Raw genomic sequence first — 24,560 nt, 5'->3', positions numbered from 1 at the left:
TTAACTCGCTGAAACAATCCTGAAGACTTAGTTCGTCGAAACGCTCATTGATTCGGTACGAACGTAAAGCTTCCCATTTCTTTGTTCTAACAATTCGCATTCAATCAACGCTGAGACTTCGTCGCTGATAACTTGTTTGAGCTGCGAACTGGTAGATTTGTAGCCCAATAGTCGCGCAACCTCGGTTGCTGCTTCATCTGAGTCCATTCCCAAATTTACCCCAACGACGGCCGCTAGCGCTTCCCGTATTTCGGTGGGCGGCAGGTATTCTGTTTTGCGAAGATTTGCCGAAATGACTTCGGTACGATCGCGAATCGGAACACATTCCTGTTTAGCTGGACTGTAGAAAAGACCATACTGGGCGATACTGCTCCGATAAGCTGCTTCCGCAAGTGCCTCTTCAACTGCCGCTGCGATTCGCTTTCCCGCACGCTTGAGACCCCATAGAGTCGCGACGCGCCGGACAACTTCATCTTGATGCACTGGTCCCTCGATGCTGACGACACGAGAAGCAATCTTTGCTAATTGCCCCAAATCGACCTGGTGGATGTCATAAGTCGTATCCACGACAAAGGCAGCCTCAACGTAGGGGATGACACTAATCGCATCGGGAGGAACGTCGTCATCGATTATCTCATCATGTCGAACAATAGCTTCATTCACAGGTTTTAACGCAAGCCTGTCTGTCGGTTGCGTGTAAATGCCAGAGCGACTTGCCCAAGTTGCACGCGCGTCCTCAATGGCCGCCACCACTTTTCGAAGTTGATCTTCCGGGCGATGAAACCAGTCGGTACTCCAGATTCGGTGGATGATCCAGTCACGATCTTCAAGCACCTGCTGACGCAACCGGTCTCGATCGCGGGCCGATCGAGACGAATGATAAGACGCCCCGTCGCATTCAATACCCAGGAGATAACGACCGGGCTGATCTGGATCAACAACCCCCAGGTCAATGAAAAAACCGGCAACGCCAATCTGTGCATCAACCTGAAACCCCAACCCCACTAGGGCCTGGCAAACCTGTCTTTCAAACTCCGAGTCGTGTACACCACCTGCGACGCCGGCCGAATCAAGGAAACCTGATTTCGCGTAGGTCAAGAAAGTCTTAAATGCTTGAACACCACGTGCCTTGGTACGATTGAGGTCGATGTCATCCGCAGTGATCGAGGAAAAAATTTCACATCTCTCGCGAGCGCGGGTAATGAGCACGTTCAGCCGTCGTTCGCCGCCATCACTATTGAGTGGGCCAAAGCTCATCGACATGTACCCGGACGCATCCTTTCCATACCCTACGGAAATCAGAATCACATCGCGTTCGTCCCCCTGGATATTCTCCAGGTTTTTAACGAAGAATGGCTCTGCCTGGGACGTAGAGAAGAAGGCTTCCAATTCAGGCGTTTGTCGACGCCTCAATTCCAATTCATTGAGAATCGCATCGCGTTGCGAAACGGAAAAAGCTCCCACACCAAGTGTTTTGTCTGGGGTTCGTTGCGCGTGTTCAATGACAGCTTCAGCAATAGCAATCGCCTCTCTCGCATTCGTTCTCGAACCGCCACGATCATAAATCCCATCGGGAATATGACGAAAACTCAGCCCAGAATTACTTTTGCCATTGAAGGGGCTCGGGACAACGTAGAGTCCGTCCCCATAAAACTCGCGATTGGACACGGCGATTAACGAATGGTGTCGGCTCCTGTAGTGCCATTTCAGCATTTGCTGCGGCATGTTCTGTCCCAAACAGAGTCCCAGGATGCTCTCAAGATCACTTGCCTGGAAGTCGCCGTCATCGTCTGGCTCGTTTTCCTCACCCACCACGCGACTGAAGAAATGAGTCGGCGGCAGTTGGCGATCATCGCCCACAACGGCTACTTGCCGTGCTCGTGCAACGGCGCCTATCGCATCGACTGGCCGTACTTGACTGGCTTCGTCAATAACCAGGAGATCAAAATCCAATATTCCCGGCTCGAGGTATTGAGCAACAGATATTGGACTCATCATGAACACCGGCTTCACGGCCTGAACGGCATGGCCCGCTTGTAGTAGTAGCTTGCGGAGAGGTAGGTGTTTTCGCTTTTTCTTCATCTCTCGTCGCAATATCCCGAGTTCGCCGGCATCTCCACCTTGCGTCGGCATGCGTTGGAAATGAGCGTTCGCAACCTCCTGCCTGGCCAAAGCGATGCGTTGGAGATCTAGCTCACGAAATTTCTTTAAGAGCTTTTCGTGTGATACGCCATCGAACTCCGCCAACTCAGAATGCTGTTGAAATGCTTCCCGCATTAAGTCTTCGAAATAAGCCATCTGAAAACGGTTGAGAGAATTGTCCGCCGAAATTGTCCCCTCTCCCAGCTTTTCGGCCAACGGCCCCATTCCATTCTCATCTAGCTTGCGCCAGCGTATGAAATACGCAATCCACTTTGTCAACGCTTCTGGATCATCATGCCAGGATTGAATCCGCTCGCGGAGATCAACAAGTGGTACGACCTTGACATCGCGCGTATCAAAAGATTGCTGCAGATCCAAATCGAGTTGCTTGAAAAGCAGCTGAACTTCTGTGAATAGTGGCTTGAGGTCTTTGGCAATTCGTTTGAACAGCAACTTGACCGCCTCGAGGTCTTCTATCTGCGCTAGGACATAACGGAAATTGTCGGGAATATCGGCTTCTTGACACTCTCGTTCCCATGTCAGCACCTCATTGATCTCGGTCCAATTAGAGTCTGCACCGCGCCAAAGCATTCCAAACGCTTCTTGGCCGATTTGATTGTGATGGGAGTCGCTCAGCATCTGAGTTGCCTGTTGCGTCTGGATGAGACGGTCGAGGATCTCAAGCCGTTCGTCGAGAGGGGGGGGAAGCTCGGCGCTGAGAATCCCGCGCAGCGTCGCTTGAGCACGACGGTAGTCGCTATTGAAAAAGCGGAACCAGGAGCGGCCATGTGCAGCCAGGTCGCGGCGTGCCGCACCTACGTCCGTCGTCCAGGCGACTTCCGCCACCAGCGGCCCAAGGCTGGCACGGTTGGCGGCAAGCTCCTGCCCAGCTTTCTGACATTCCACAAGTGTTTGCCGTCGTTCAATCCACGCCGGATTCGCCATTGCCTGTCGATCCATGCGTGGCGCCTTACGCAGACGGTCAGCAAATTTGGCAAGTGATGAAATGGCCCCGAGTGTATCGGCGTCGCCAAAACAAAGCATATCAGCGAGATCATTCGTCGCCGTGATTAGCCTGTCAAGACGCTCTAACAACCCCGGTAGTGTCGAAGCAATCCGTGATCTGTCCATCGGCAACACGGACTGCAACCGGACCCCGCGCCATGGATGCTGACGCGGATTCCCAACTTCACGCATGTGGACTGCTAGGTCCTCCAGCATGTGCTGCTTTTCTCGAAGGTCGGTAGCACTCCAAGTCAATGCATCCACCAGTTTAAAATCTGCCGGCTGCATCCCCATCGCACGTAGCCTGACCAACTCGCCCAATGCTCGAAAGGGAGTGACGTGTCCCGGCTCCAAATAGGAATGCATGATCTCGGCGTGGCGGTTCAACTTATCGCGATAGGCAGTTAAATCCTCGGCTTGGCCGACCACGTCGTCCATACTGGGACGGCCAAGATTGAGAGTATGGCTAAGCTCCTCTAACACAGCCTTCTTATTAGCCTTGTGGCTGTGTAGTTCTAGGCACATGTCGCCCAGCCCCACGTTATCCAAGCGCCTTTTCACAACTTCGAGGGCAGCCATTTTCTCGGCGACAAATAGTACCCGCTTCCCTTCTTTGACGGCAGTGGCAATGAGATTTGTGATCGTTTGCGATTTCCCAGTGCCAGGGGGGCCCTGAATGACTAGGTTTCTTCCTTGCCGTACTTCCTCAATCGCCACCGTCTGTGAACTATCAGCATCCATAACGTGAATCATGTCCAACGGTTGCAGAAAGCGGTCGATATTCTGATCGTCAGGGCAAAAGGATGGATCTTGGCGAAATCCATCTTGCAGCAATGCCGAAACCAGCGGATGTCCTTCAATTTGGCGTTCCCCATCCCACGTCTCCGGCTTGAGGTCCCTGTACATCAAGAATTTGGCGAACGAAAAAAACCACAACACCATGTCATTGTCCAGAACCTGCCACCGCTCCTTCCGCTCGATGGCAGTTCGCACTTGCTCAAAGTAATTTTGAGGCGCAAGTTCATCCACATCAGGAACGTCTGGTAAGGATATCCCAAAGTCGGCTTTGAGTTTTTCCTGTAAAGACAGGTTGGTCGTGATGTCGTCATCGGTGTAGCGCAATCGGAATCGAGCGTTCGCAGATTTCCGGTCGAGTTCAACAGGAATCAACAGCAAGGGTGCATAGCGTTCTCTGTCCGAGTTGTCATCTTCGTACCACTTCAGAAACCCGATCGCCAGGTAAAGAATGTTGACACCTTGTTCCTCTTTGAACGTTCGTGCATCGTAATAGAGCTTAAGCAGCTTTCGCTGCAATTGTTCCGATGCAAACGTCGTTTGGAGATTTCGATCGACATGGCGTTCTGCGACCCCACTATTATCTTGCTCGTCTTCGTCGTCCGGCTGGAACAGTAAGAGTTCGCCGTTCGTTGAATCAGTCTCTTCACCGCCATCTTCAGGACGGGCTAGAAAAGACATCATCTTGTTTTCTTGAACGAGGATTCGGTATACGGCCTCGGCCAATTCGTCCACGATCTCCAGTCGCCCCGAACGTGTGCTCGATCGGGGCGTACTGATCAATCGGTTACGACCAGTTAGGTCAAGCAGGTCACGCCGCGCGCTTTCCAGCTTCTCCAGAATTGATTTCGAATCGACCATAGACTTCTCATTTCTCAACGAGGTTTTCGCTTGCGAGGCTTCGACCAGCCCGATGGGTATTCGCCAGAGTCATTGATTTGCTGAAGCACGGCATCAAGGTCATCGCGAGCGTACAAGCGATAACTATTAATGGGATTTCGGCGTTCCTTAATCTTTCCACTCGCTCCCCAGTTCCTCAATGTGTTCGTACACACACCGAGGTAATCCGCCGCTTCCGTGATCGTCAGATACTCGTCCAACCTTGGCATTGTATGGCCCTCCACGCTCATAGCTGCGTTGGAATAGCGATTACCAAACCCTACCAAGTTTTCTGGGGAAATTCCAAGAATTCCCAAGGGGCTAGTAAAAACCCTATGTGCGTCGGATATTCAGGTACGGCAATTTCGATGCGATCCGCCGCAGGATAGCGACATACGTAAATGCATGGCCGTTATCTCGAGTTCCACCGTTGTTTCAACTCTTGATACCGCGAATCTTGAAGCAAGCCACTATCCCCCACGGGGGATCGACACCTCGCCCAAGCGTTCCCGCGGCTCCTGGGAACATTTCATCAAGATCCACGCCAAAACGCTTTGGGCCTGCGATTTCTTCACGCAACGCGTCATCACGCCGCGCGGAATCGTGAACTATTTCCTGCTGGTCTTCATTAACGTTGAGACTCGCGAGATCTTCGTCACCAACTCCACGGCGCATCCCGATTCCGCGTGGGTCACACAGCAGGGGCGGAACTTTTTGATGCACACCGCCGATCGCGACGAAAAACCGACTAATCTGATGCGCGATCGCGACACAAAGTTCACGGCAAGCTTCGACGAAGTCCTCAAAGCGGAGGGATTGAAAGTCAAGGTTCTGCCGGTCCAGAGCCCCAATCTCAATTCGCGCTGCGAACGGGTCATTCAGAGCATCAAACAGGAATGCTTGGAAAATTTTCTGGTGTTTGGCGAACGGCACCTGAATTACCTCGTCCGTGAATACGTCCGCTATTATAACGATGACCGCGCGCATTCTGCCTGTAGGCATTTACCGCCGTCATGCGCAGATCCGCCACCCGAGAACAACACCATCGTACTCGATGACATCATCCGCCACGAACGACTCGGCGGGCTGATCCAGTGGTACGAACGGGCTGCGTGAAATCTTGACACGCAATTCTGATACGAGCTGCGCTCTCCCTGCGCGTATGGCAAAAGATTCGAAATTTGCAATCGCAATTGCGGCTGCATACAATCACTTCCGACGACAGTTTTTCCAAATGAGTTTCAGGCGAACCTTGTTTCGGCGTTCGACTTGTGTCCGTCATGTTTTTGAACCGCGCGCAGAAACATACTCCCGGCCCAAATGTGAAGATTTACGTCGGACGAATTCCCGTGGACCGGCCGTCCGGGAGCGGCTTCCGCGGTTGGGGCATTGGCAACTATTCTCACATTTCGTCGCTGCAGCGATGGACCTGGGCGGGCGAAGAGATCGAGCGAGAGACCGTGTTTGAGATTTCTGTATCGGCGGATTTAGGCGCCGACGTAGAGAAATCGGCGATATTGGCGCGAAAGTCGAATTAATGGTCTGGCATGCTTTACTCCTCCTATAAATGCCAAAGCACCACACTTCTCACATTGCGTATGGATCAAGAAAGGGGAACAGGTCGGACCGAAAGCCACCTCGCTTTGCCACAACATCGTTTCATGTTCATTTCAACCACGTATTCCGTCATCCACCTCTTATTTATTTTTCACGCAAACCCCTTATGCGCCATATCGACAACTAAGAAGCGCAAATATTATCGTCAGCCACCGAACAAGTGACTCTCACAAACCCATTACGACCGACATTTCTCGATCATGCCTCGGGTTCGGCCGGCGGAGCCGGAGCGGGAGCGGGACCGCCATTCGCAGGTGGTGCCTCGTGTGCCGCAGGCGCCGGGACGGCGTGGAACACTGAAGGATCACGCGGGGAATCCAACTCGAAGTAGCTGGAATTTGGTCCGCTCAGTCGCCTTCCGGACTCGCGACGGCCGAGCCATCGATCAAGTATCAGAACGTCGCGTTCCCGTGCCTTCGATGTCTCTAATATCGCTGCTGCAATCACGCCCCTAACACTTTTAGGCAGCGTGTCCTGAGGTACCTGACTTAACCAACAGGCAATTTCGACCTTGTCCGATTCATCCAATATTGTGCCTCCAACAATTTTCCGAAGACTATTGACTGGTTCCGCCACCTCCACTCTAAGGGCGATTGTTTCTATATCACGCGAAACGGCTCTCACGCTCGAGTTTAGCCAGTTGTTCAATTGAATAGCCGATTCGTCAGACACGACACCGTCGACGATTGCCTCGTCCAATATTGCTGTAATTCGTTTCGGTATAACCGTATCTTTTTCGCGACTGTCATCGACCGACATTTTCCTTGTTTGCATGCTAATGAAGGTCATTATCGACACACTTCCCACAGCAAGCGTTACCATCAACAGGTTCCTCCGCTTTCGCGAATGCGCTTCTTCACCACGGCGCGATTGTTCGGATTCACTTGGGGCCCGCCACGCGGCCACAACCATCAACACCACAATCACCCCGTTCAGCATCGCCAAGATTAACATTTTCGCTATTCCTGATATCTAACAAGACGTCCATTACATGCGTTATTCATCATCCCCTATCAGTCTGCGCCGCAAGCGATAGGCGTTACTGATGGGCTCTTGTGCTGCAATAGTGTCATATCGCAACACATCAGGGCTTAACACGTCAGCAACAAATTCTTTTTTGATGCCTCCATTTACATACACACGACATTCGTAACGGCCAGTTTTCAAACCAAATAGCCGAACGTAAAGACATACTTGCCCCTCTGGATTTAAAAACCGATCGACCATTACACTTTGCGCGGCCGTATCACGAAATCCTACTTGCGTAGCATCTATGTCCATATCAAGGCTGATTTGATCAACGCCCTTACCACTATCTTCCGGCTTAACAAACTGCTTTAAGATGGCGTCGAACGACACCGCTGCCGGAGCGAGACCGGTTTCAATTACTCCCGCTCGATGCCGCTCGATCCTTGGATCGAACTCCAACAGGCGTTCGTTCCGCGCATAAAGCAACACACGCCCAGGAAGTCGCGCTGTTGTTGTAATCGCATATTTGGCCCCGGACAATGATGAATACTCTAGATCTGCGAACACCAGATCCTTGTAGCTTACGTCTGTAAGTTCTCGCAGGCGTTCCAATGTCACCACTTTCTCATAAGCATATTTACCGTGTCGAAACTTATTTTCACCTCCAACAATTTCAACATCTCCCAGTGCAAGATACATGGGCCATTCCAAAAGCGACTTATTGCCATCACTTTTAGGAACTCCATTGACATTTAGATGTTCGTGCGGATATTCCCGTGGCCCCAAAATAGAATCCTCTTTTTCCATTGCCACCTTCCAGATTGAAATGGGGCCACCAACATAACAGATTGGTACGGAAACCCAATTTTGACCGTCCCAACGATAAATCTGCCCCACATTCTTGTTATGGCTTTCTCCAAGTGCCGTTCTAATCGTGACTTTTGCATTCAGTGCCGGGCCGTAGTCGAGATGCGACAGCATAAAACTCGGCATGTCTCCGCCGCTTCCCGATGGTATTTCGTCCTCGGTTCGCCATGCTTCAGGCATCTCGTCGTTGAAATCAATCGCTCTTAACGCCACTTTCGGTTCCGAATTTACTTTTGGCCATGGGAAAGGCGCCTGTTCGATCAGCTTCGCTTTAACTGATATTGAAGAAATAAACTTGCCGTCAAGGGCCGAGGAATTTCTGAGCGTGACTTTCCAGCGGTGATACAAAAAGGGGTGTACCGCGCTGCCAGGCGACACGTGATCCGCGTCTGAGGCATGCTCATAATGTTTTTGCAAAAATGCCATTGCCGATGATTTATCGCCAAAACAAAATGATGCGAAATCTTCAAAATAGCGCTCAGGATTCGTTGGTCTCGTGTCGAGAACCGGAATTTCGGTATCGACGCTGGCTGACGAAACGTATGGAAAAGTGGATTCGACAGTGTCAACATAGATGTCACCCAATACCACAAAATACAGGGTTGCAATAATGGTCAAACACACCGGGAACACCACTATGCTGCGGCGAATGAAAGAGCGAAACTTCAAATGTCGCAAAAGTGTTGCATGAAATGATAATATTAATGAGCGAAGTTGTTGTGTCATTGCCACACAACTGGTAATGAGGTTTGGTTTATCCGGCGTCAGGGCCTCAGCCGTTGAGGTTAGAGACCTTATCAATTCGGTAGCATTGTCTTGCATGCTTCCGAAGTCGTCCGCGATAGATGCGGGCACAATAGCGGAAATGGATGTCAACAACGGTCGCTCAAATGACTCGAGTAAACGCATTACATTGCGATGTTGACTACCAAACTCTTCTGGGTCGCGAGTAAACCTGCAATGGATCAATGAATCCAATATGTCGTCACACGGCTGTAGCACCTCTGCAACAGCCTTCTGCGACGCATCAGTGCGGCCGCTGGGAAGAATGGACGATATGTGCTTCCAATTGTCAAACAATAGGTATCCCTTTCTATGAGTAGGTCCGATACGTAGTGTTGGTACCAGTGTCGCAGATGCCTATGCGAGCGGATGTCGTCCAATTGTCAATACGTGTGTCCGTAATGCTAAAGTTGTCAGCATAATTGCACTCACGGTCCAGAGAAGACAGAACGTTGACGTTTGCTAGGTGTGAGCGAGACCACTCGATAATGGATCGCGTTGATGCCACTTCCAGTATACTTGGTGAAATGCCTCCACAACAGCTGATGGCGTTTTACGACTGGGAATGTAGGTATACGAGTCAGAGCTAACAGCCCGTTGAATTACTCCGCGTCCGCGACTGTCACGATTGGTTTTGGGCTCACGCGGCCTGGGCTTGGTTGATGTGATGTTTGCGAAATATGGCGCGCAGTTGTCTAGCACACGACCCCAGACACGCGAATCGGCGGATTACGCCGCAAGATTGCACAAAAACTCCCGCGCACAACGACCCGAATTGTCGCACTTTTCCCGTTCCCAACAGCTTGCGCAGCACCAGGCCTAAATTGTGCGCTGTTGCCGTCATCAGGTGCCGTTTTCTGACTTCGTCGATCCCGCGAAGCCAACTGCGACGGCCGCCGCCCGTCTCGCACACGTGTGCGAAACTGCGCTCCACCACTTCGCTGCGACGACGCTGCAACCGCTTGCCGTACGCGCGCTGCATGCGGCGGTGGTTGTTCGTCACGGCTTGCTGTTGTGCATCGGGCCGGTCGAGCCAACTCCATTCGTACTTCCTTTCCGGTTCGGGGATATACGTCTTCATGCCGCCGCACCCCCAACCCAATGTCGCACAACGCGCCAACGTTTCAACTGCGTGATAACCTTTGTCGGCCACCACCTTTTTAATGTCCCGTGTCCAACCGCTCGCCCGATCCAAATACTTTTGCGCCTGCTCAAGACTCGGAATCAGCGTGGCGGTGTCCCCTTCGTTCGCGTGATAAATTTCCGCGTCGAGAATCGCTTCGGTGTCGAGGTCGACGACGTGTTCGGCCTTGTAGGCCAGATGCGTGCGACCGTCTTTCATCTTGGCGATGCGAGCATCGGGGTCGGACGGCGACTCCCACTCGTCGTTGGAAACTTTCTTCTTTCCCTCTTTGCTGCGCTGTTTGTCGTAGCGAATGAGCTCGGCCTTGGTTTTGATTTCGATGCCGTCCTCGGCCGCCAGTCGCTTGATGTACTCTTCCCAATCCTCGCCGTTGTCTTTGCGGACGATCGATTTCATCGCCGCGTTGGCTTCAAGCAGTGTCGCATCCACGCCGACTGTCGTCCCGTCGACGAGCTTGTTTGCGATCAACAACTGCAGCACGCAGACGTGCACGTCGTGAAAGACTTCCAGCGGCAAGCGGGTGCGGATGCGGCTCAGGCTCGAATGATCGGGCGTCGCTTCGTGCTGCCGGTAGCCCAGAAATCGCCGGATCGACAGGCTGTCTGCGCACCGCCAAGCGATGCCGCGTTGCGAATCGATGCCCTCGAAATAGCCCACGTACATCATGCGAAAAAACACGCCCGGCGGAATCGACGGCCGACCGCCGCCTGCGTAAAAAGGTTCGCACAACTCTTCGACAAAGTCATCGAAGTCAGCCTCGGCCAGGATCGCATTAAGCTTTTCATAAAACAGATGCTGCGGCCCGCTCGACAAGTCGGTCGCCGCCACCCAAAACTCCCCCTGCCGTTCCGACCGCCGCTTCCCCAACGCCATTTTGGAATCCTCCGTACGATGATCATATTCAGGTGGAGATTGTAATCGATGTGTCAAACGGGGGTTTTTCAACGGGCTGCTAACATGCATACCAAATATTACGAATGCGACACATCACGGTCGATTCCTTGTCGAGAAACTGTCTTGCAATGTCTGTACATGGAACACCAAAGGACTAACCGGCCACAAGCAGTCAAAATTGCAGATCTCTTACGGTGAACTCCCGATTAGGGATGTTCTTCAAAATCCGCCGCAAGATTGAATTCATAGTGGCGGGATCGTTGTCAAACCCACCGTGGGAATCACTGCGTGACACGGACGATTCATCGCCCGCTTTTCCGGCAACGATCAAACTTGGCTTTTCATCGACCGGCCTTGAAAAAAGACGTGCCAAGTCCTCGTCGACGTCTTCGGCATCTCCATTGGTCGTTTCGCTAACAAAGCGTTCCATACCGAGGAGCGGCGTTCCAAATTCGCCCTCGAACGCATTGCTCACAAGATAAAGCAGTGACTTCCCATAGGGACCAACGGTGTCATCACGTTCTCCAGAATCACTCAAGACATACAGCGTCGGATGCGGGCATTTCCCAGACTTGATCTTCGGCAGCACCAGACTCTTAAATTGATCAGCGCGAATCGCCGGCGCCATTAGATGGAAGCTCTTGAACGGCACCTTTGAATTCAGGATCAGGTCGATTGCATGCGCCGCGAAAATGCTTCCGGCACTGTGGGCTACGACGTGCAACTCGATCTTTCGCGACTTGTCACGCACAGCGTCAGCGACTACGTCTTTCACATGCTTCGAAAGAATCTGCATACCGCCTCGGCCGTCCGGATGATGCGATGCCAATCGTGCATTTTCCTTCATTTCTGACCAAAACAGCGATCCGGGCAATGCAGCGGTCAACTCTAAGGTTCGGTCACGCGCTTCAAGGAGACCGTCGCGAAACCGCTTGAGCCATTCGGCCGGTCCGGCAGCACGTTCATCCGTGTCGGTGAAAAGATCTTCGAGAATGCCATAGACGGTTTCGCGAAGTCCTGATTCCCACATGATGTGGATCGGGTAGATCTCGTTTTCGAGCAATACATCCTTGAAAGCGACAATGCGTCGTGCCGTTTCGGCTTCGCCGTTTAGGCCTCCGTGCAAATAAAACAGAATCCTGAGTTTATCCCACTCCGCGGCCCGTCGAGGGATTTCTTCGTCGAAGAGGCGTTTGATGTCGGCTTCGGTCGTCCAATAATTGCCGCTATCTGACAACCCCCCATTGTTGCCAAGATCGACGACGAAAGGTCGTATATCGCTCATGGGCACCGTCGGCGTGGCACGATGTAATCCTGCGGTCGAATCCGTCGCGCCGTATTGCTCCCAGAGATTCATCGATACGGGAACGCCAAGTTGGGCCACCCAGATGTCGGTGACATGCAGCATGTAGTCTTCGTAGGGCAACAGCGCGAATCCGTTGACGCCCCAGCTTGTCCCCCAAGAATTCTGAATCACGAATCCGTCTGCCGTATAACCGACGATTGCTACGGCATGTCCACTGTCCGCACGTCCCTGACGAGTGATCACCGGAAATTCTCGAGTGCGGAGGTTGCCATTCTCGACGTATGTGATTGAGCGCGTCACCGGCCCTGGATCGCCCCACCCTGAATGCACCATCAATGTTGCATACACGATCCCCACTTCGGCGAGTGCCGCATGCACGTCCCGGACCTGTCGGTGATCGACGCGAAAATAGGCGCCGCCGGGCGTATGTTGGGCCTCCTCAGCGCGATCGCCGTTTAGGTTGTCGTGGCCGCGGAGGTCATCTGGCCATGAATCTGACGAACAGACCCCGTGTGAAACCCAGCCTTTCATTGCCCCTCGTGCGGACGAGCCTTCGTATTGTTCTCCAGGCCATTCGTCGTAGCGACGAGCCATCTCGTAAAGCATGCGACAGCTGACGAATCGCCGGCGGTTTCTGCGCATCAACAAAAAATTGATGACTGCCGCCAAGGCAAACCCCGTGCATGCGCCTTCGTTGCCTTGATCGAGAATGCCCGGCACACTGTCGCAGTTAATTAGCACATCGGGAAGGCTCGAAAGGTGTGGGCGATACACCCAATCACGTATGTCGATACGGTCCGGAACTGCGTCAAATCGACGCCCCAGACGATCGGCCGCTGTTCTTCTCGGAGGCGGCTGCCGACGATTTTTCGCCTCGGGACGGGTAGTTTTGGGAGTTTTGCTTGGGGTTTTCTTGCGTTGACGTTGGGCTCGTCGTTTGGGCATTGCTGTTGCTCACATTTATTCGAGTGCATTGATGTGGTGCAATCCATGCCAGCAAACACGCGGGGAACCTGCGAAGGTTGCTTTATCCCTCCCCGAAACGTCCTCAAGCTCTTGCCAAGCGGTGGTCGCAAATTGCCAGTGGAGCTACGCTCTTATTTTACAGCGCGAGATGGTGTCGACACAAAGCTTTTTTCGTGCATTCCGAAGGATCTGGGGTATTCCCCATGAACGCCAACTGTCGCCGTTCGAGCCATCAGGCTCAGAAAACACTGGATTAGTGACAAACCCCACGCTTCACATTATTCACGGTGAATATGTCGCCAGCCAATTTCCTTCAAATTGAACTCTGTGCCATTTCGCAATACCCCTCGAAAACAAAATCACACTTTCACGTTGTTCTCGCGATTTACGCCCCATGCCCTGACTTTTATTGATGAGACGCCGCGCCCCAAAATAAATTGTTTGCGCACGTATCAAACACGTATGGCTCTCCATAGCATACTATGTTCGGAAAATACGCGATTTTGGACGGCAAGACCAAGCCTGATCACTACTATAACCGAGAGTCGGTGTTGTCCAAAGTGGAGATAAGAGTGCTGGGCGCCACAACACGGTAATTCGTTAGCTCGAAGTGCGTCATTCTCCTAGTCCCGTCCCACCACCTGCCACTTGCTCCGCTGCAACTCCGAAAGCTTGAGCCGCTTTTTTTCCTTGGGCGATGAAGCACCGGTCCCGAACAAGACTGCCCCCTGAATCGAGGCCGCCACCGCGCTTCCAACCAGGCAATCCAACCAGTGATTGTCCGATTGCTCGGGACGCATTTTCCATTCATCGACTTTGCGGCCACGTCCTTCTGTTTTGACGAAGTATTCGGCGGTGACGTGCTCCGCGAACAACCGGTGCGTCTCGGCTTTCGAGCCGAACAGCGACAAGCAGCCGCGGTCGCCCATGGCAACAGCCAGCCGCGCGTGTACGAACGATTTCCACCAGTTCGTATCGAAGACCACATGCCGCACGGCTCGCTTGCCACGAACGTTGGGAATCCGCCAGTTCAATCCCACGCGTTCTCCCTGTTTGCGCTTGTACTCTGAGAAGGGAATGGTCGATGCGCCGACAAACCGGCCGTGCGAGGGCGTCAATATCGTGGAATGAGAACTCTGCCGGCAGAATTGATAGACGACGTCGGTGGAGTGCCCCCAGTTGGCATCGATTAAACAGCGCTCAATCCGCATTGCCGCTCCGTCGTCCCGACGCCATTCGCGGGTGAGGAGATCGCCGGTCAGGGCTTCGAGGCCGGCGTAGATGGAACCTTCCAGTCCGGTCCCCTCTGCTACCGCCGCCAGTGTCTGCCGCGCGTCCCGCAATGTGTAGTATTGCCGTTTCTGGTCCGGATAACTGCCGTAGTCGACCACGTAGCCGGTGAAATCGTCCTCCCAGGCGGCCACGAGATAAAACAACAGCTTCTGCTGCACGTCGATGAACATGGTGAGGTGGTTACAAGCCAGCGGAATCTCGCCGCGACGCATGCCGTTGGTTTTCGTGGCGACTTGGTCCGGCGTGAGCAGATCGTCATCGATTTTCTCCTCGGGCAGTGGCTCGTTCTGATACTCCGCGAAGAACGCCGCCTCGTCCTGCAATTTGAGGTTCATCGCGTGCTGAACGGCCGACAATTCGTCAGGATTGTAGCGCTCGGGCCACGCCACGATCGCGCCAGCGTCCATCTCGGCACGATGAGTTCTGTAAAAGTCCGTCGCCGCCTTGCCGCCATCTCCGTTGCGCAGTCCTTCGGCCCGTATCTCTGCATACCGCGCCCAGAGGTTTTCGTTCGAGGGAAACGAATAGACCATCCGCGTACGCTCGCCATTCCACTCGGGATGTTTGTCCCGGTCGAGGATGTTGTCGGCCATATCGCCCGGCCGAATCACCGTGCAGGGCATGATGCCGGAGATCTTTTTGCCGGGGCCCGCCAAACCCAACACGGCTCCCGCCAGAATGCTTTCGCGATTCGCACATTGTGAAAGACTACGGGCCGACTCGTCCGTCTGCGGGTCGTCCAACACAACGAGCGATGGACGCACCGTGTGCCCGTCGGGTCGTTTGAACTTCATCCCGCGAATCCGTCCGGTGATCCCGCCCACCTTGATGATCGCACCGCTTGCTTTTGAGTTCGGAATTGTGGGCAGCACGACCTCCTTCGCCGTCCAGCCGATGTGTGTCCGCTCGCCGTTGTAGAGCTGACCGCTGCAGCGGTTGGCGATCCCCTCCAGGCTCTGGATCGGGAACACGACTTCAGGGAAATCGGCCAATAACAAATCGTTCCCATCAAGTTCCATTTTGATTGAGTCAAGCATGTCCATCGCATGGCCCTCGTCCGATCCGATGAGGCAGACGAACTCGCGGTGCCCGAACAGCACGGCCCAGATGCAGGCGCATTCACAAATCGTCGTTTTACCCGAACCGCGAGGCATGGCCATGGCAAACAGTCCGCCGTGTAATACGGCCTGTTCGATTTTGGCCATCACCTTTTGATGATCGGCGGACCACTCTAAGTAGAACGTCAACGGGAAGTAGGCTTCGCAGAAAAAACAGAAATCGGTTTCCGCTTTTGCCTTTCTGGACGGATCGATGACAGCCGGCATTTCGCCGATGTCCCGGCCGGCGAGAGAAAGAGCCGCGTTGCGGGCCCGCGCCCGATCTTTGAGCGTTTCGTACGGATCGCCATTGGTTTCCGGCTTGGGAGTGTGCCGCTCGATGACGAGCCAAGCGACATACCGCAGTAGGTCCACCGATTTCCCATCGCCAATCCGAAACCCCGCGCGCGAACGATGGCGATACAACTGCCGTTCGTTGATCACCTCACCCAACGGCGTGGAGTTCATCAGCCGCACAAGTTCGGACGGCCGCAAGTTGCGCGGGTCAATTGCCATCGGTCATCCCTGCTATTTGTTGCACGTTCCAAGCGGCATAGTGCACGAGATTAATCGTGCCATCGGGGTTCGTTGGCGCTCCGGCATCGATGTCGGAGCGAAGTGTTTCTTCGCTGACGACGCGTCCACCGGCCTTGCTCAAGAGCTGTGCCGCCACATCGATTGGCAGGGCGTTCGGATTCATCGATTCGGGGTGTTTTTCTGCCATCAGACCACCTTTCGGAATTCTGGAGAATCTTGCCAAACAGCGCTGGATGTGTCCGCAAGGGTGAGGTAACTGATGTCCTGCTCGCAGCGGCCGCGGTGGCCGCCGGGCATTCCGAAACCTCGATTCACGAAAGGCGAATTACGATGGCAACGAAGAAAACCACGACAAAGAAGACGACCTCCCGCAAATCGGCAACGGCGAAGAAGGCGCCCGCCAAAACAACAACCAAGAAGAAGCCCGCTGCCAAGAAGAAGACGGCCAATTCGGGCGACAAGAGAATGAGCGCCCTCGACGCCGCAGCCAAGGTTCTCGGCGAATCGAAAGAGTCGCTCAACGCCAAAACGATGATCGAGCGGATGGCGGCGAAGGGGTATTGGACCAGCCCCGGCGGAAAAACCCCGCACGCCACGCTGTACGCGGCCATCATTCGCGAGATCCAAACGAAGGGCAAGGAATCGCGGTTCGTGAAGGCGGATCGGGGCCAGTTCACGCTCAATAAGTAGCGGGTTCCCGGCCCAGTCCGCGACAAACGCCCCACGTTGCCAACGTCGGGGCGTTTTCTTGTTGGGGGTAGGTTTGTTCAACGCTCCGCCTCCTCGGCGACGTGGGCCAACGTCGTCGCCCCGTTTCCCGCCGGTGCCAGATACCGTACTGGCTTGCCCAGTTCGTCTGCGATTTGGATTTCAGCCTGCACGCCAACGCTCTCTTGCCAACCGTCAAGCATGAGCACAACGACCTCATGGCACTGTTCCAAGAACCGTCGGTCATGTGGCTCCCAAAACTGCCAATCCGTCGGCACTCCGTAGAGAGAGATCGCATGCCCGTGCGCGACCGGCGAGAACACGACCACACCGGAGCGTATCAAACGCGCCGCAACACGACAGGCTGCACGGAACCGGCGCTCGCGGACGATGGCGTCGGTGTGTGAATAGGGGCTGGCCAAATAGATCATGCCGTTGCCTCCTGCACGGCCGAGACCCGCTCCGCCTTCTTCCCGGTGAACTGCTCCCAACGCTGGACGGCAACATCCACGAATGTCGGAGCGATCTCGATAGCGAAACAGCGGCGGCCTAATTGTTCGGCTGCCAGGATTTGTGTTCCCGAGCCACTGAACGGCTCGAAACAGACATCTCCGGTGCGTGTGTGCTTCCGAATCGGGCGTGCGAAAAGCTCGACTGGTTTCTGGGTCGGGTGTTTATTCCCCACAATGCGGGCCTTACCTTCCCAGTCGACATTCCAGACCGAATCGACCTCATGACGGCCATCGTGCTCCGGCTGGCTGCCCTGGACCCAACCCATCATGCACGGCTCGTGACGGAAGTGCCAATAGACGCGGCCGAAGACCGCCGTCGGCTTAACCCACACAATCTGTTGATGGTCGAGGATGCCCAGTTGATCCCAAATACGTTGGATCACACCGCACCGCTTGTGAGCGTGCCAACAGTAGATCGCTGCTTTCGGGGCCACCACTTCGAGAATGCATGTGAACAACTGCGTGAAGAAGCCTTCCGCGTCGCTGATGTCAATCTCTCGATAAGTTTCTGACCAGTCTTTTCCGGACTCATTCGGTCTCGCTCCAGTGTAATCGACGAGATAGGGTGGATCAGTCGCGACGAGTGCGGCTTTCTCGCCATTCATCACACGCAGCGTGTCTTCCGAAGATGTGGAATCACCACACAGCAAGCGATGCTCACCAAGTATCCACAGGTCGCCCAGTTGCGTGATCGCTTCATCGGGTGGCGCGGGAGCGTCATCCGGATCGGTCAGCCCTTCTTTGCCATCGGGGGAAAGCAGTTTGGATAGTTCGTCCGCATCAAATCCAATCAGCCCCAGATCAAAACCACTCTGCTCCAATTCCGAAAGTTCAATCGGCAACAAGTTGTAATCCCACTCGGCCAACTCATTGGTTTTGTTGTCTGCAAGCCTGTATGCCCGCACCTGCGCCGGCGACAGTTCTTTGGCCACGTGGACGGGGATTTTCTTAAAGTTGAGTTTCAATGCTGCTTTGTGTCTTGTGTGCCCAACAATGATTACGCCTTCTTGATCCACCACGACCGGCTGACGAAATCCGAATTCCTCGATCGATTTTGCCACCGCATCGATTGCCTGATCGTTGCACCGCGGATTGTTCGGGTACGGATTCACGCGTGCAATGGGCCATTGTTCAATCTTCATCACGAAGGGCTCCTTAGATTTGAAAATTCAAGTGACCTCAATCGAGGTCGTCGATGTCATCGATAAGCGTTTCCCGCAATCGTCGACGTTTCGTAGTCAGCTCGCATTGTTCCTGCTGCTCACGCTCCACCTCCGCTTCGAAGGCGTCGAGGTCGAGGACGCCGCGGATGGCGGCCTCCACAATCTCCCGTAGTTGGTCTGCGGTGAGCGATTCCAATTCCCAAGCCCGGTCGCCATGAACCTCGACAAATCGCCGATACCGCGACGAGGTCTCCTTCGAGAGCTGCCCTTCGTGCAGATCCATCGATCGGACTTGTTCGGCGGTGAGCGCGGCCTTGACGATCCGTAATCTGTCGGCAGAAACATCGAAGTCATCGCGCAGCGAAATCCCAAAGCTGGCGGGAATGTCTTCCCCTTCCGGATCGAAGTCGCTGACGACGATCACCACGAGGTGTTCGCGGCCGCTGCACTTGAACCGGTCGACCATTTCCTTTCGCGGCGGCAGTGACGAATAGCCGCGACCGCTGGTCATGGGGAGCGTGTATTTGCCAGCGACGCTGCGGAGTTGGCTGGCGACCGTGTTCTTCTCGACCAGGAGTTCGATCCAATTCGGCTGACTTTGCAACAGATCGCGCCAATAGCCGGTGAGGAACTGATCGCATTCCCGGCGGACGAAATCCCCTGCGGCGCGATGTGTGTCCCACACCACGACCGGCCGCGTTTCGTCGGAGATCGCCTCAAACTGCACCGAGCCGTCCAGGCGTAGCCGGGTGAGCATATTGGTCACGTCGTCATAAGCGGCAGGAGTATTGGCGAAGGGTACGCGCGTGCGGTCGTTGCGGACCAGCCCAGGGATATTGAGCAACCGATAAAACACAGACCGATCGCTCAACGGCCAATTGCGTTGCTCGTCTTGGACGACCTTTATGATTGCCTCCCGCAGTGCCATCTTGTCCCGAATCGCCGACCGGCGTTTGCGTTTTCGAAGTGCAACCGTGCAATTGCCGTCGACAACTGCCGAATCGCGCCGAAACCGGCGAACCCGCGAACAGGAACGCTCTGACATCAACGCGACCTCCTCACGCACCTGTTCGGCAGTCGTCTTAACCCGCTGGCGGTTGTAGCTTGCGAGCAACCGTAGAAACTCATCCCGGTCGCCGACGTACGACACGTCGTGCCGGATGCGGACCGGAATGCGTTCCAACCCCACACATCGTGCCGCCGCGTGGCGACGATGCCCCGAGAGGATGTAGCCATCGCCGCTGGCCACGATTGGTTCCAAGATTCCATTTTCGCGGATGTTCTCAACCAGCGCACAGAATGATGGTTCGGATTCATCGACCGGATCGTAGAGCTGGTCGTTGAGCGGGGCCGGCGAAATCGCGGAAGTACACACCTCGAACTGGCATGCCCCGACAGCCTGTGTACTTTCGGACCGGGGAAGAATCCGCCCCTCATCTTCCAGTCGTTTCCGATGTTGGGAGACAGTCCTGTTGCTGACCTGCAGCCCAAGAGCAATCTCGCGATCGCTCAGTGACCGCCAATGCTCCATGATCGCCTGCCGCACACGCTGCGACTTTCGTTTTCGTTCCGTCATGCCTGTCGCGGATTTCATCATTGGCCTTCCATGTTTCAGTCAGCATCATGTGTCATGCCAAGGGGTTAAGGTGATTCGGACAACCAAAACAAACTGTCATTACTAGCGCGACTGTTTTCGCGGGGGGGACCTTTCCAGGATGGCCCGGAAGTACCTATGGCCTTTCGAGCCCCGGCCCGCCAGGAGCCGATGGGTAGTAGCCAACCGAACAACGGCATTTGCGGAATGCGAGTTCACCGACGGGTTTAAGCACATGGCGCTGCCTCCTCGGCGGAACTCAACACAAGACGCCAACCGGAGCGTTCGCCAATCTTTTGAACGAGCCCGCGGCGTTCGAGGTCACGAAGCAAATCCCGGCAGCGCGAACGGGACAGGCTTGTCGTCTTGGCAAGCTGACCGGTGCTAACGACGGGTTTTCCTAATATATACTTATTAGGATTTTCCGTCGTTAATTCACTGAGCGCGTTCAATATCGCAACACTGGCATCGTTGAGGATTTCGACTCCGGAATCCGAAAGGGGCAGACCACACTCCTCATCGGAGAGGACGAGGACTTCGCACCCGGTCTCCAGGATGCCGCGGCCCCGACCGGTGGCCTGCACGATCTGAGCGCGGACGAGATCTTGGTGGGCGCGTCGCCACGCCTCATTCTTGTAGCCGCGCGAATTCACTTTCGTGGGTTCATGCGACTCGGTCTCGCCGTGCCAGTAGATAACACCCCATTCCGGTTCGCAGGTTGCGGCGCTCATTTCGCCGATTTGCACGAGATGTTTGGCAATCGCTGCAGGCGGAATCCGCGGCGTGCCGGCAACGATGATCAGATCACACTTGTGGTGCCAGTCGTTTGAGGATCTTTCCTCGCCGCTGCCGAAATAACTGGTTTTGACAATCCGCTCATCGAAACCGGCCCCCAACTTCTTCAGGACCGACATGTGTGTACTGTGGCCAATGATGCCAATGCGGCGGAACTGCGGTCGGTCGGCCATCACTCCGCGAATCAGGCCGCGAACGGTCTTGGCGGAGGTCCGCCGGGTAATGTCGCGCGGGATTTGCACCGCCTTCTTGCGGAGCTCGATGCGTCCGTCCGGTGTGGCTTGGTGAACCGTGTGGCCAACGATCGCTTCGACATGTTCGGTGTCGGCCGTAGCGTCATTGATCCATACCACGCAATTTATCGGCGGCGGATTATCGATCACGCCGACGACCGACTTCTTCAGATACGCATTCCCCTGTCCGCCCCCCTTGTGAAATCGCCGCTCAACAATGATTGCCGCCAAATGGAGTTTGCCCGCAGCGGCCGTCAGCAAGAACCGCCATGGCTGATCCTGGAAATCGATTTTCGCGCGGCGGATGCTAAAGAAAAGAGTGCGCTCAAAACCGGCGGGAACTCTGGCTGTCTCCGGAGGCGACCATTCATCCGTCTGGTCGGCAGCTTCAATAGCCCGGAATAAATGCTCTAAAAGACCTGACATCAGCCGAAAAAACACGTATTGGCGTTCCCGGCGGATGGCCAGTTCCTCATCCTGGTACCGATTGCCCTCGTCGTCGACACGGGTCGCATCGCCAAACCAATTGAGGGATGCCGGATCATTGAGTATGTAGTCTTGAACCAACAGCCGTGCCTGAATGATGTCACTGAGACTGATCTCGGCCGGCGGCCTCAGCAAGCTGATTGCATCTTCATGAATCGAAAGGTACTCACGGCTTTGCGATAATTCCGCGAGGCCGGTGTATTCGGCTCGCTTGTGCGTCGCAATTGCCACGTGGGCATCTGCCACCGTAGATAACTGGCCCAAATAACCCGACTCGCGGCATTTTTTGCGAAACTCGCATGCCGGGCAGACGGCCTTGACGACCGATAGGCCCATCCCCTCGGCAATGTTGGCGTTGTCGTTCCAGCAATTCTGTGGGCGCTCGCCCGTGTCCTCAGTAATACGTGATGGATAGCAGGCGGCAATGATGCCGTTTCCCTCGTGTTGCTCACGCACCTCGTCACAATTTTCGTGGGTTGGATAAATAAGTAGCGACCTCATACGGCGTTCCTCCGTCGCAACGCCCAGAGAATGACGGCCAGATCGACGTGAGACTTTCCCGCTCCGGTTGTACTGGCGTCAATGTACACGCCCGGACAATCGAGCGAGCGGATTCGGACTTGCAGCATCTGACCGCGCCAATCGTCGACCGCCACCGTAGGTCCGGTCGGTTTCGGCGGCCGGATGACGATTGGTGGACTGATGACAGTCGTCTCCAAACCGGAAACGAATAGGTCCGCCAATCGATCGGTGGGAAGTTCCGGCATCACATTGAGCCAACCACGGGCGTCTTTGGCGTTATCGGGCGGCAGCGCCCAGGCGATTGGCCGTTCGAGTTCTTCGGCGAGACGTTTGGCAGTGCGAACCGCTCCGTCGCGGCCCGGCCATTTGCCATCTGGTTTCTCGTCCCGTTCTCCGATGACAATGATCTCACGGTTGTGATCAACCTCGGACAACATGCCAGCCAGATGATCCACACCACCACAATTGGACGGCCGACCCACGGTGCTAAGGCCAATCGTCAAGAGCGATGCAGTGTCGCTTCCGCCTTCCACCAACAGAATCGGACCGTCACCCGCATCCCAGTCGGCCGCGTACGTCAGCCCCGTACGCCCGCCTTTCATGCGGATTTTCGAGCCGTCCCGTCGCCGCGTGGCGATCCCAATAATTTGACCGCTCGCATCCCGTTCAGGGAAAGTCCAACAGAAACGTTCAACGTTCCAACCGACGCCGAGGGCAGCAAGTGCCGTAGCGGAAACGCCCAATTCGCCGGCCAACCGCTGACGATGTTCTTCAGCACCATTGGCAAACCGCTCCGCCAGCGCGGGCCAGTCTTGTGTCGGCGAAGTCGAACGAGTCGATGGCCGTATACGCACCGGAGGTGGCGGATTCCGGTCATACGGATCGTCATCCAAGCGGTGTAGATATTGCCCACCGGCATTGGTCCGCAAGGCGCCGTCGGAAACGCGGCCGCACCACACCACTTTCCGGTCATTGGAAACCGAACAGTTGTCCGGTTTGCCGCAAACGGGGCAGGGATCACCGTGCGAAACACGCATCCAGTTGTCGCGATGATCAGCCACATCGCCCCCCGATCAGACGGAAGCCGCAAATTGCGGTGCTGGGTCGGCGTTTTCCACCCGTGATACGGTGAATGCATCTTTTCCGAGTTCACGGCATAAATACCCGTGAAATAGCCGACTGAAGTCACGTCCGGCGGAATTCGAGGTGTCGATTATGCAGAGGCGACGCCCTTCGTCCAAAAAGTATTGCGCGTCGATTCGGACGTTGGATTCACCATGGAGGCTTTCGGCCCCCCACAACGCAAGTAACAGGGCGGCATCCACATCCGCCATGTCAGTCGCGGCATTGAACTCAAAACGGTGTTTATTCGCTGACATTGGATTCTCACTGATTGAAACTGAAGAGAGGAACCGGGATATGCGCCCCTGTAGTTAAATTACCCACGCTCGCAGCAAACTGGCGGAAAACTTCGCGCGGGTTTCTTATCTAGAGATATTCTCGCAGCGACGGATCAGCCCGCTGACTCCGGATCTTTCGCAGCCGATCCCGATAGGTACTGCGCGGTAGATCAAGTTGACGCGCCGCCTCTGCCACAGACACATCCAGCAGTGGTTCCACGAGTCGCCGCTCCTCGAGAGGCAGCCGGTCGAGCAAATCGTGTACATCGAACTGCAGATCGAGCAAGTCGACGAACGATCGACAACTCGATAATTCCTCGTCGCTCTCGACCGAGCTGACCGGAGATGTGCGCGCTTTTCGGCAGTACTTATCGATTTCCGACTTTAAACAACGCGTGACAATAGTCACGCAGAAGGCGCGCCAAGAACCACGACCGGCATCAAACCAGCGCGAACGCCGAATCAACTCGTAAGCAATCGCCTGTGCAAGATCTTCGCGGGCCGTCGCCTCCAAATCGAGTCGGTAGGCCGCGCGCGCCACTGCGTTGTGAATGAGCTGGCGTGCAAATCCGCGTTCAAATTCGAAATCGAGATCCACTCCCGGTGGAGATACAGTTTTCCCCCGATTTGGCGGAGGATAGGGGACGTCCATGACATACTCCAGGCTTCGCGTGCGTAACGCGCGGCTGTCGCACAGCCGCTTCGCCTGGAAGTGGGTGGCTCGAAGGTGGCTCGCCCGGGGGTTTTGGACTGTCGTTTCTTCAGTCGGACCGCAACTCTCAAATAGCCTTAACCTTACGACTTGAAGATTTTCTGGAAAATCGAGGCAGTCGAGCCACATGGACCGTGTCGA

At 54.9% G+C, this 24,560-nt stretch carries 18 protein-coding genes; 3 read left to right on the top strand and 15 right to left on the bottom strand.

Going from position 1 to position 24,560, the window contains the following annotated elements:
- Nucleotides 1-27 precede the first annotated feature (27 nt).
- Nucleotides 28-4,803: a DUF3320 domain-containing protein gene (locus Mal52_RS14295; RefSeq protein WP_145376877.1), complete on the bottom strand. Its 4,776-nt coding sequence runs from the start codon at nucleotides 4,801-4,803 to the stop codon at nucleotides 28-30.
- A 14-nt stretch (nucleotides 4,804-4,817) separates the two neighbouring features.
- Nucleotides 4,818-5,051: a helix-turn-helix domain-containing protein gene (locus tag Mal52_RS30515; RefSeq protein ID WP_145376876.1), complete on the bottom strand. Its 234-nt coding sequence runs from the start codon at nucleotides 5,049-5,051 to the stop codon at nucleotides 4,818-4,820.
- 175 nt (nucleotides 5,052-5,226) lie between these two features.
- On the opposite strand from Mal52_RS30515, the gene Mal52_RS14285 reads away from it, so the two are divergent.
- Entirely contained in the window at nucleotides 5,227-5,937 is a 711-nt protein-coding gene (locus tag Mal52_RS14285; protein WP_145376875.1) for an integrase core domain-containing protein, read from the top strand.
- 155 nt (nucleotides 5,938-6,092) lie between these two features.
- Nucleotides 6,093-6,359, top strand: coding sequence for a hypothetical protein (locus tag Mal52_RS14280; protein ID WP_145376874.1), 267 nt, complete (start codon nucleotides 6,093-6,095; stop codon nucleotides 6,357-6,359).
- A 277-nt stretch (nucleotides 6,360-6,636) separates the two neighbouring features.
- On the opposite strand, the gene Mal52_RS14275 is transcribed toward Mal52_RS14280, so the two are convergent.
- The 6 genes from Mal52_RS14275 to Mal52_RS14250 all read right to left on the bottom strand — a co-directional run bounded on the left by Mal52_RS14275 (nucleotide 6,637) and on the right by Mal52_RS14250 (nucleotide 16,481).
- The gene (locus Mal52_RS14275) at nucleotides 6,637-7,392 is read right to left on the bottom strand and encodes a hypothetical protein (protein ID WP_145376873.1); all 756 of its coding nucleotides are present in this window, start codon (nucleotides 7,390-7,392) and stop codon (nucleotides 6,637-6,639) included.
- Between the two features lie 42 nt (nucleotides 7,393-7,434).
- The gene (locus tag Mal52_RS14270) at nucleotides 7,435-9,096 is read right to left on the bottom strand and encodes a hypothetical protein (RefSeq protein ID WP_145376872.1); all 1,662 of its coding nucleotides are present in this window, start codon (nucleotides 9,094-9,096) and stop codon (nucleotides 7,435-7,437) included.
- Nucleotides 9,097-9,697: 601 nt separating this feature from the next.
- Nucleotides 9,698-11,074 (bottom strand): transposase, encoded by a 1,377-nt coding sequence (locus tag Mal52_RS14265; RefSeq protein WP_197534285.1) that lies wholly within the window; start codon nucleotides 11,072-11,074, stop codon nucleotides 9,698-9,700.
- A gap of 193 nt (nucleotides 11,075-11,267) precedes the next feature.
- Nucleotides 11,268-13,142 (bottom strand): C1 family peptidase, encoded by a 1,875-nt coding sequence (locus tag Mal52_RS14260; protein ID WP_197534916.1) that lies wholly within the window; start codon nucleotides 13,140-13,142, stop codon nucleotides 11,268-11,270.
- Nucleotides 13,143-13,990: 848 nt separating this feature from the next.
- Nucleotides 13,991-16,273, bottom strand: a complete 2,283-nt coding sequence (locus Mal52_RS14255; RefSeq protein ID WP_145376870.1) for a terminase gpA endonuclease subunit — start codon at nucleotides 16,271-16,273, stop codon at nucleotides 13,991-13,993.
- Nucleotides 16,263-16,481: a hypothetical protein gene (locus Mal52_RS14250; protein ID WP_145376869.1), complete on the bottom strand. Its 219-nt coding sequence runs from the start codon at nucleotides 16,479-16,481 to the stop codon at nucleotides 16,263-16,265. The genes Mal52_RS14255 and Mal52_RS14250 overlap by 11 nt, the downstream gene beginning before the upstream one ends.
- 143 nt (nucleotides 16,482-16,624) lie before the next feature.
- Between Mal52_RS14250 and Mal52_RS14245 the strand changes: the two genes are divergently transcribed.
- Complete coding sequence (locus Mal52_RS14245) at nucleotides 16,625-16,984, top strand: winged helix-turn-helix domain-containing protein (RefSeq protein WP_145376868.1); 360 nt, start codon at nucleotides 16,625-16,627, stop codon at nucleotides 16,982-16,984.
- Nucleotides 16,985-17,061: 77 nt separating this feature from the next.
- Here Mal52_RS14245 and Mal52_RS14240 read toward each other — a convergent pair whose 3' ends face one another.
- From Mal52_RS14240 to Mal52_RS14210, 7 genes are all read right to left on the bottom strand, one after another.
- A complete protein-coding gene (locus Mal52_RS14240; protein ID WP_145376867.1) occupies nucleotides 17,062-17,433 on the bottom strand; it encodes a DUF1937 family protein in 372 nt (123 codons plus the stop codon).
- Complete coding sequence (locus Mal52_RS14235; protein ID WP_145376866.1) at nucleotides 17,430-18,656, bottom strand: DNA modification methylase; 1,227 nt, start codon at nucleotides 18,654-18,656, stop codon at nucleotides 17,430-17,432. The genes Mal52_RS14240 and Mal52_RS14235 overlap by 4 nt, the downstream gene beginning before the upstream one ends.
- A 37-nt stretch (nucleotides 18,657-18,693) precedes the next feature.
- Nucleotides 18,694-20,274: a ParB N-terminal domain-containing protein gene (locus Mal52_RS14230; RefSeq protein WP_145376865.1), complete on the bottom strand. Its 1,581-nt coding sequence runs from the start codon at nucleotides 20,272-20,274 to the stop codon at nucleotides 18,694-18,696.
- 224 nt (nucleotides 20,275-20,498) lie between these two features.
- Nucleotides 20,499-22,286 (bottom strand): IclR family transcriptional regulator, encoded by a 1,788-nt coding sequence (locus tag Mal52_RS14225; protein ID WP_145376864.1) that lies wholly within the window; start codon nucleotides 22,284-22,286, stop codon nucleotides 20,499-20,501.
- Nucleotides 22,283-23,368 carry a hypothetical protein gene (locus tag Mal52_RS14220; protein WP_145376863.1) on the bottom strand — a complete coding sequence of 362 codons (1,086 nt, stop codon included), beginning with the start codon at nucleotides 23,366-23,368 and terminating at the stop codon, nucleotides 22,283-22,285. The genes Mal52_RS14225 and Mal52_RS14220 overlap by 4 nt, the downstream gene beginning before the upstream one ends.
- 12 nt (nucleotides 23,369-23,380) lie before the next feature.
- The gene (locus tag Mal52_RS14215) at nucleotides 23,381-23,686 is read right to left on the bottom strand and encodes a hypothetical protein (RefSeq protein ID WP_145376862.1); all 306 of its coding nucleotides are present in this window, start codon (nucleotides 23,684-23,686) and stop codon (nucleotides 23,381-23,383) included.
- Between the two features lie 109 nt (nucleotides 23,687-23,795).
- Nucleotides 23,796-24,359, bottom strand: coding sequence for an RNA polymerase sigma factor (locus tag Mal52_RS14210; protein ID WP_145376861.1), 564 nt, complete (start codon nucleotides 24,357-24,359; stop codon nucleotides 23,796-23,798).
- Nucleotides 24,360-24,560: the final 201 nt, after the last annotated feature.

This window comes from Symmachiella dynata, from assembly GCF_007747995.1.
Classification (GTDB): domain Bacteria; phylum Planctomycetota; class Planctomycetia; order Planctomycetales; family Planctomycetaceae; genus Symmachiella; species Symmachiella dynata.
The sequence above is the reverse complement of the archived record's forward strand: the minus strand, read 5'-3'. Positions and strand labels throughout refer to the sequence as shown.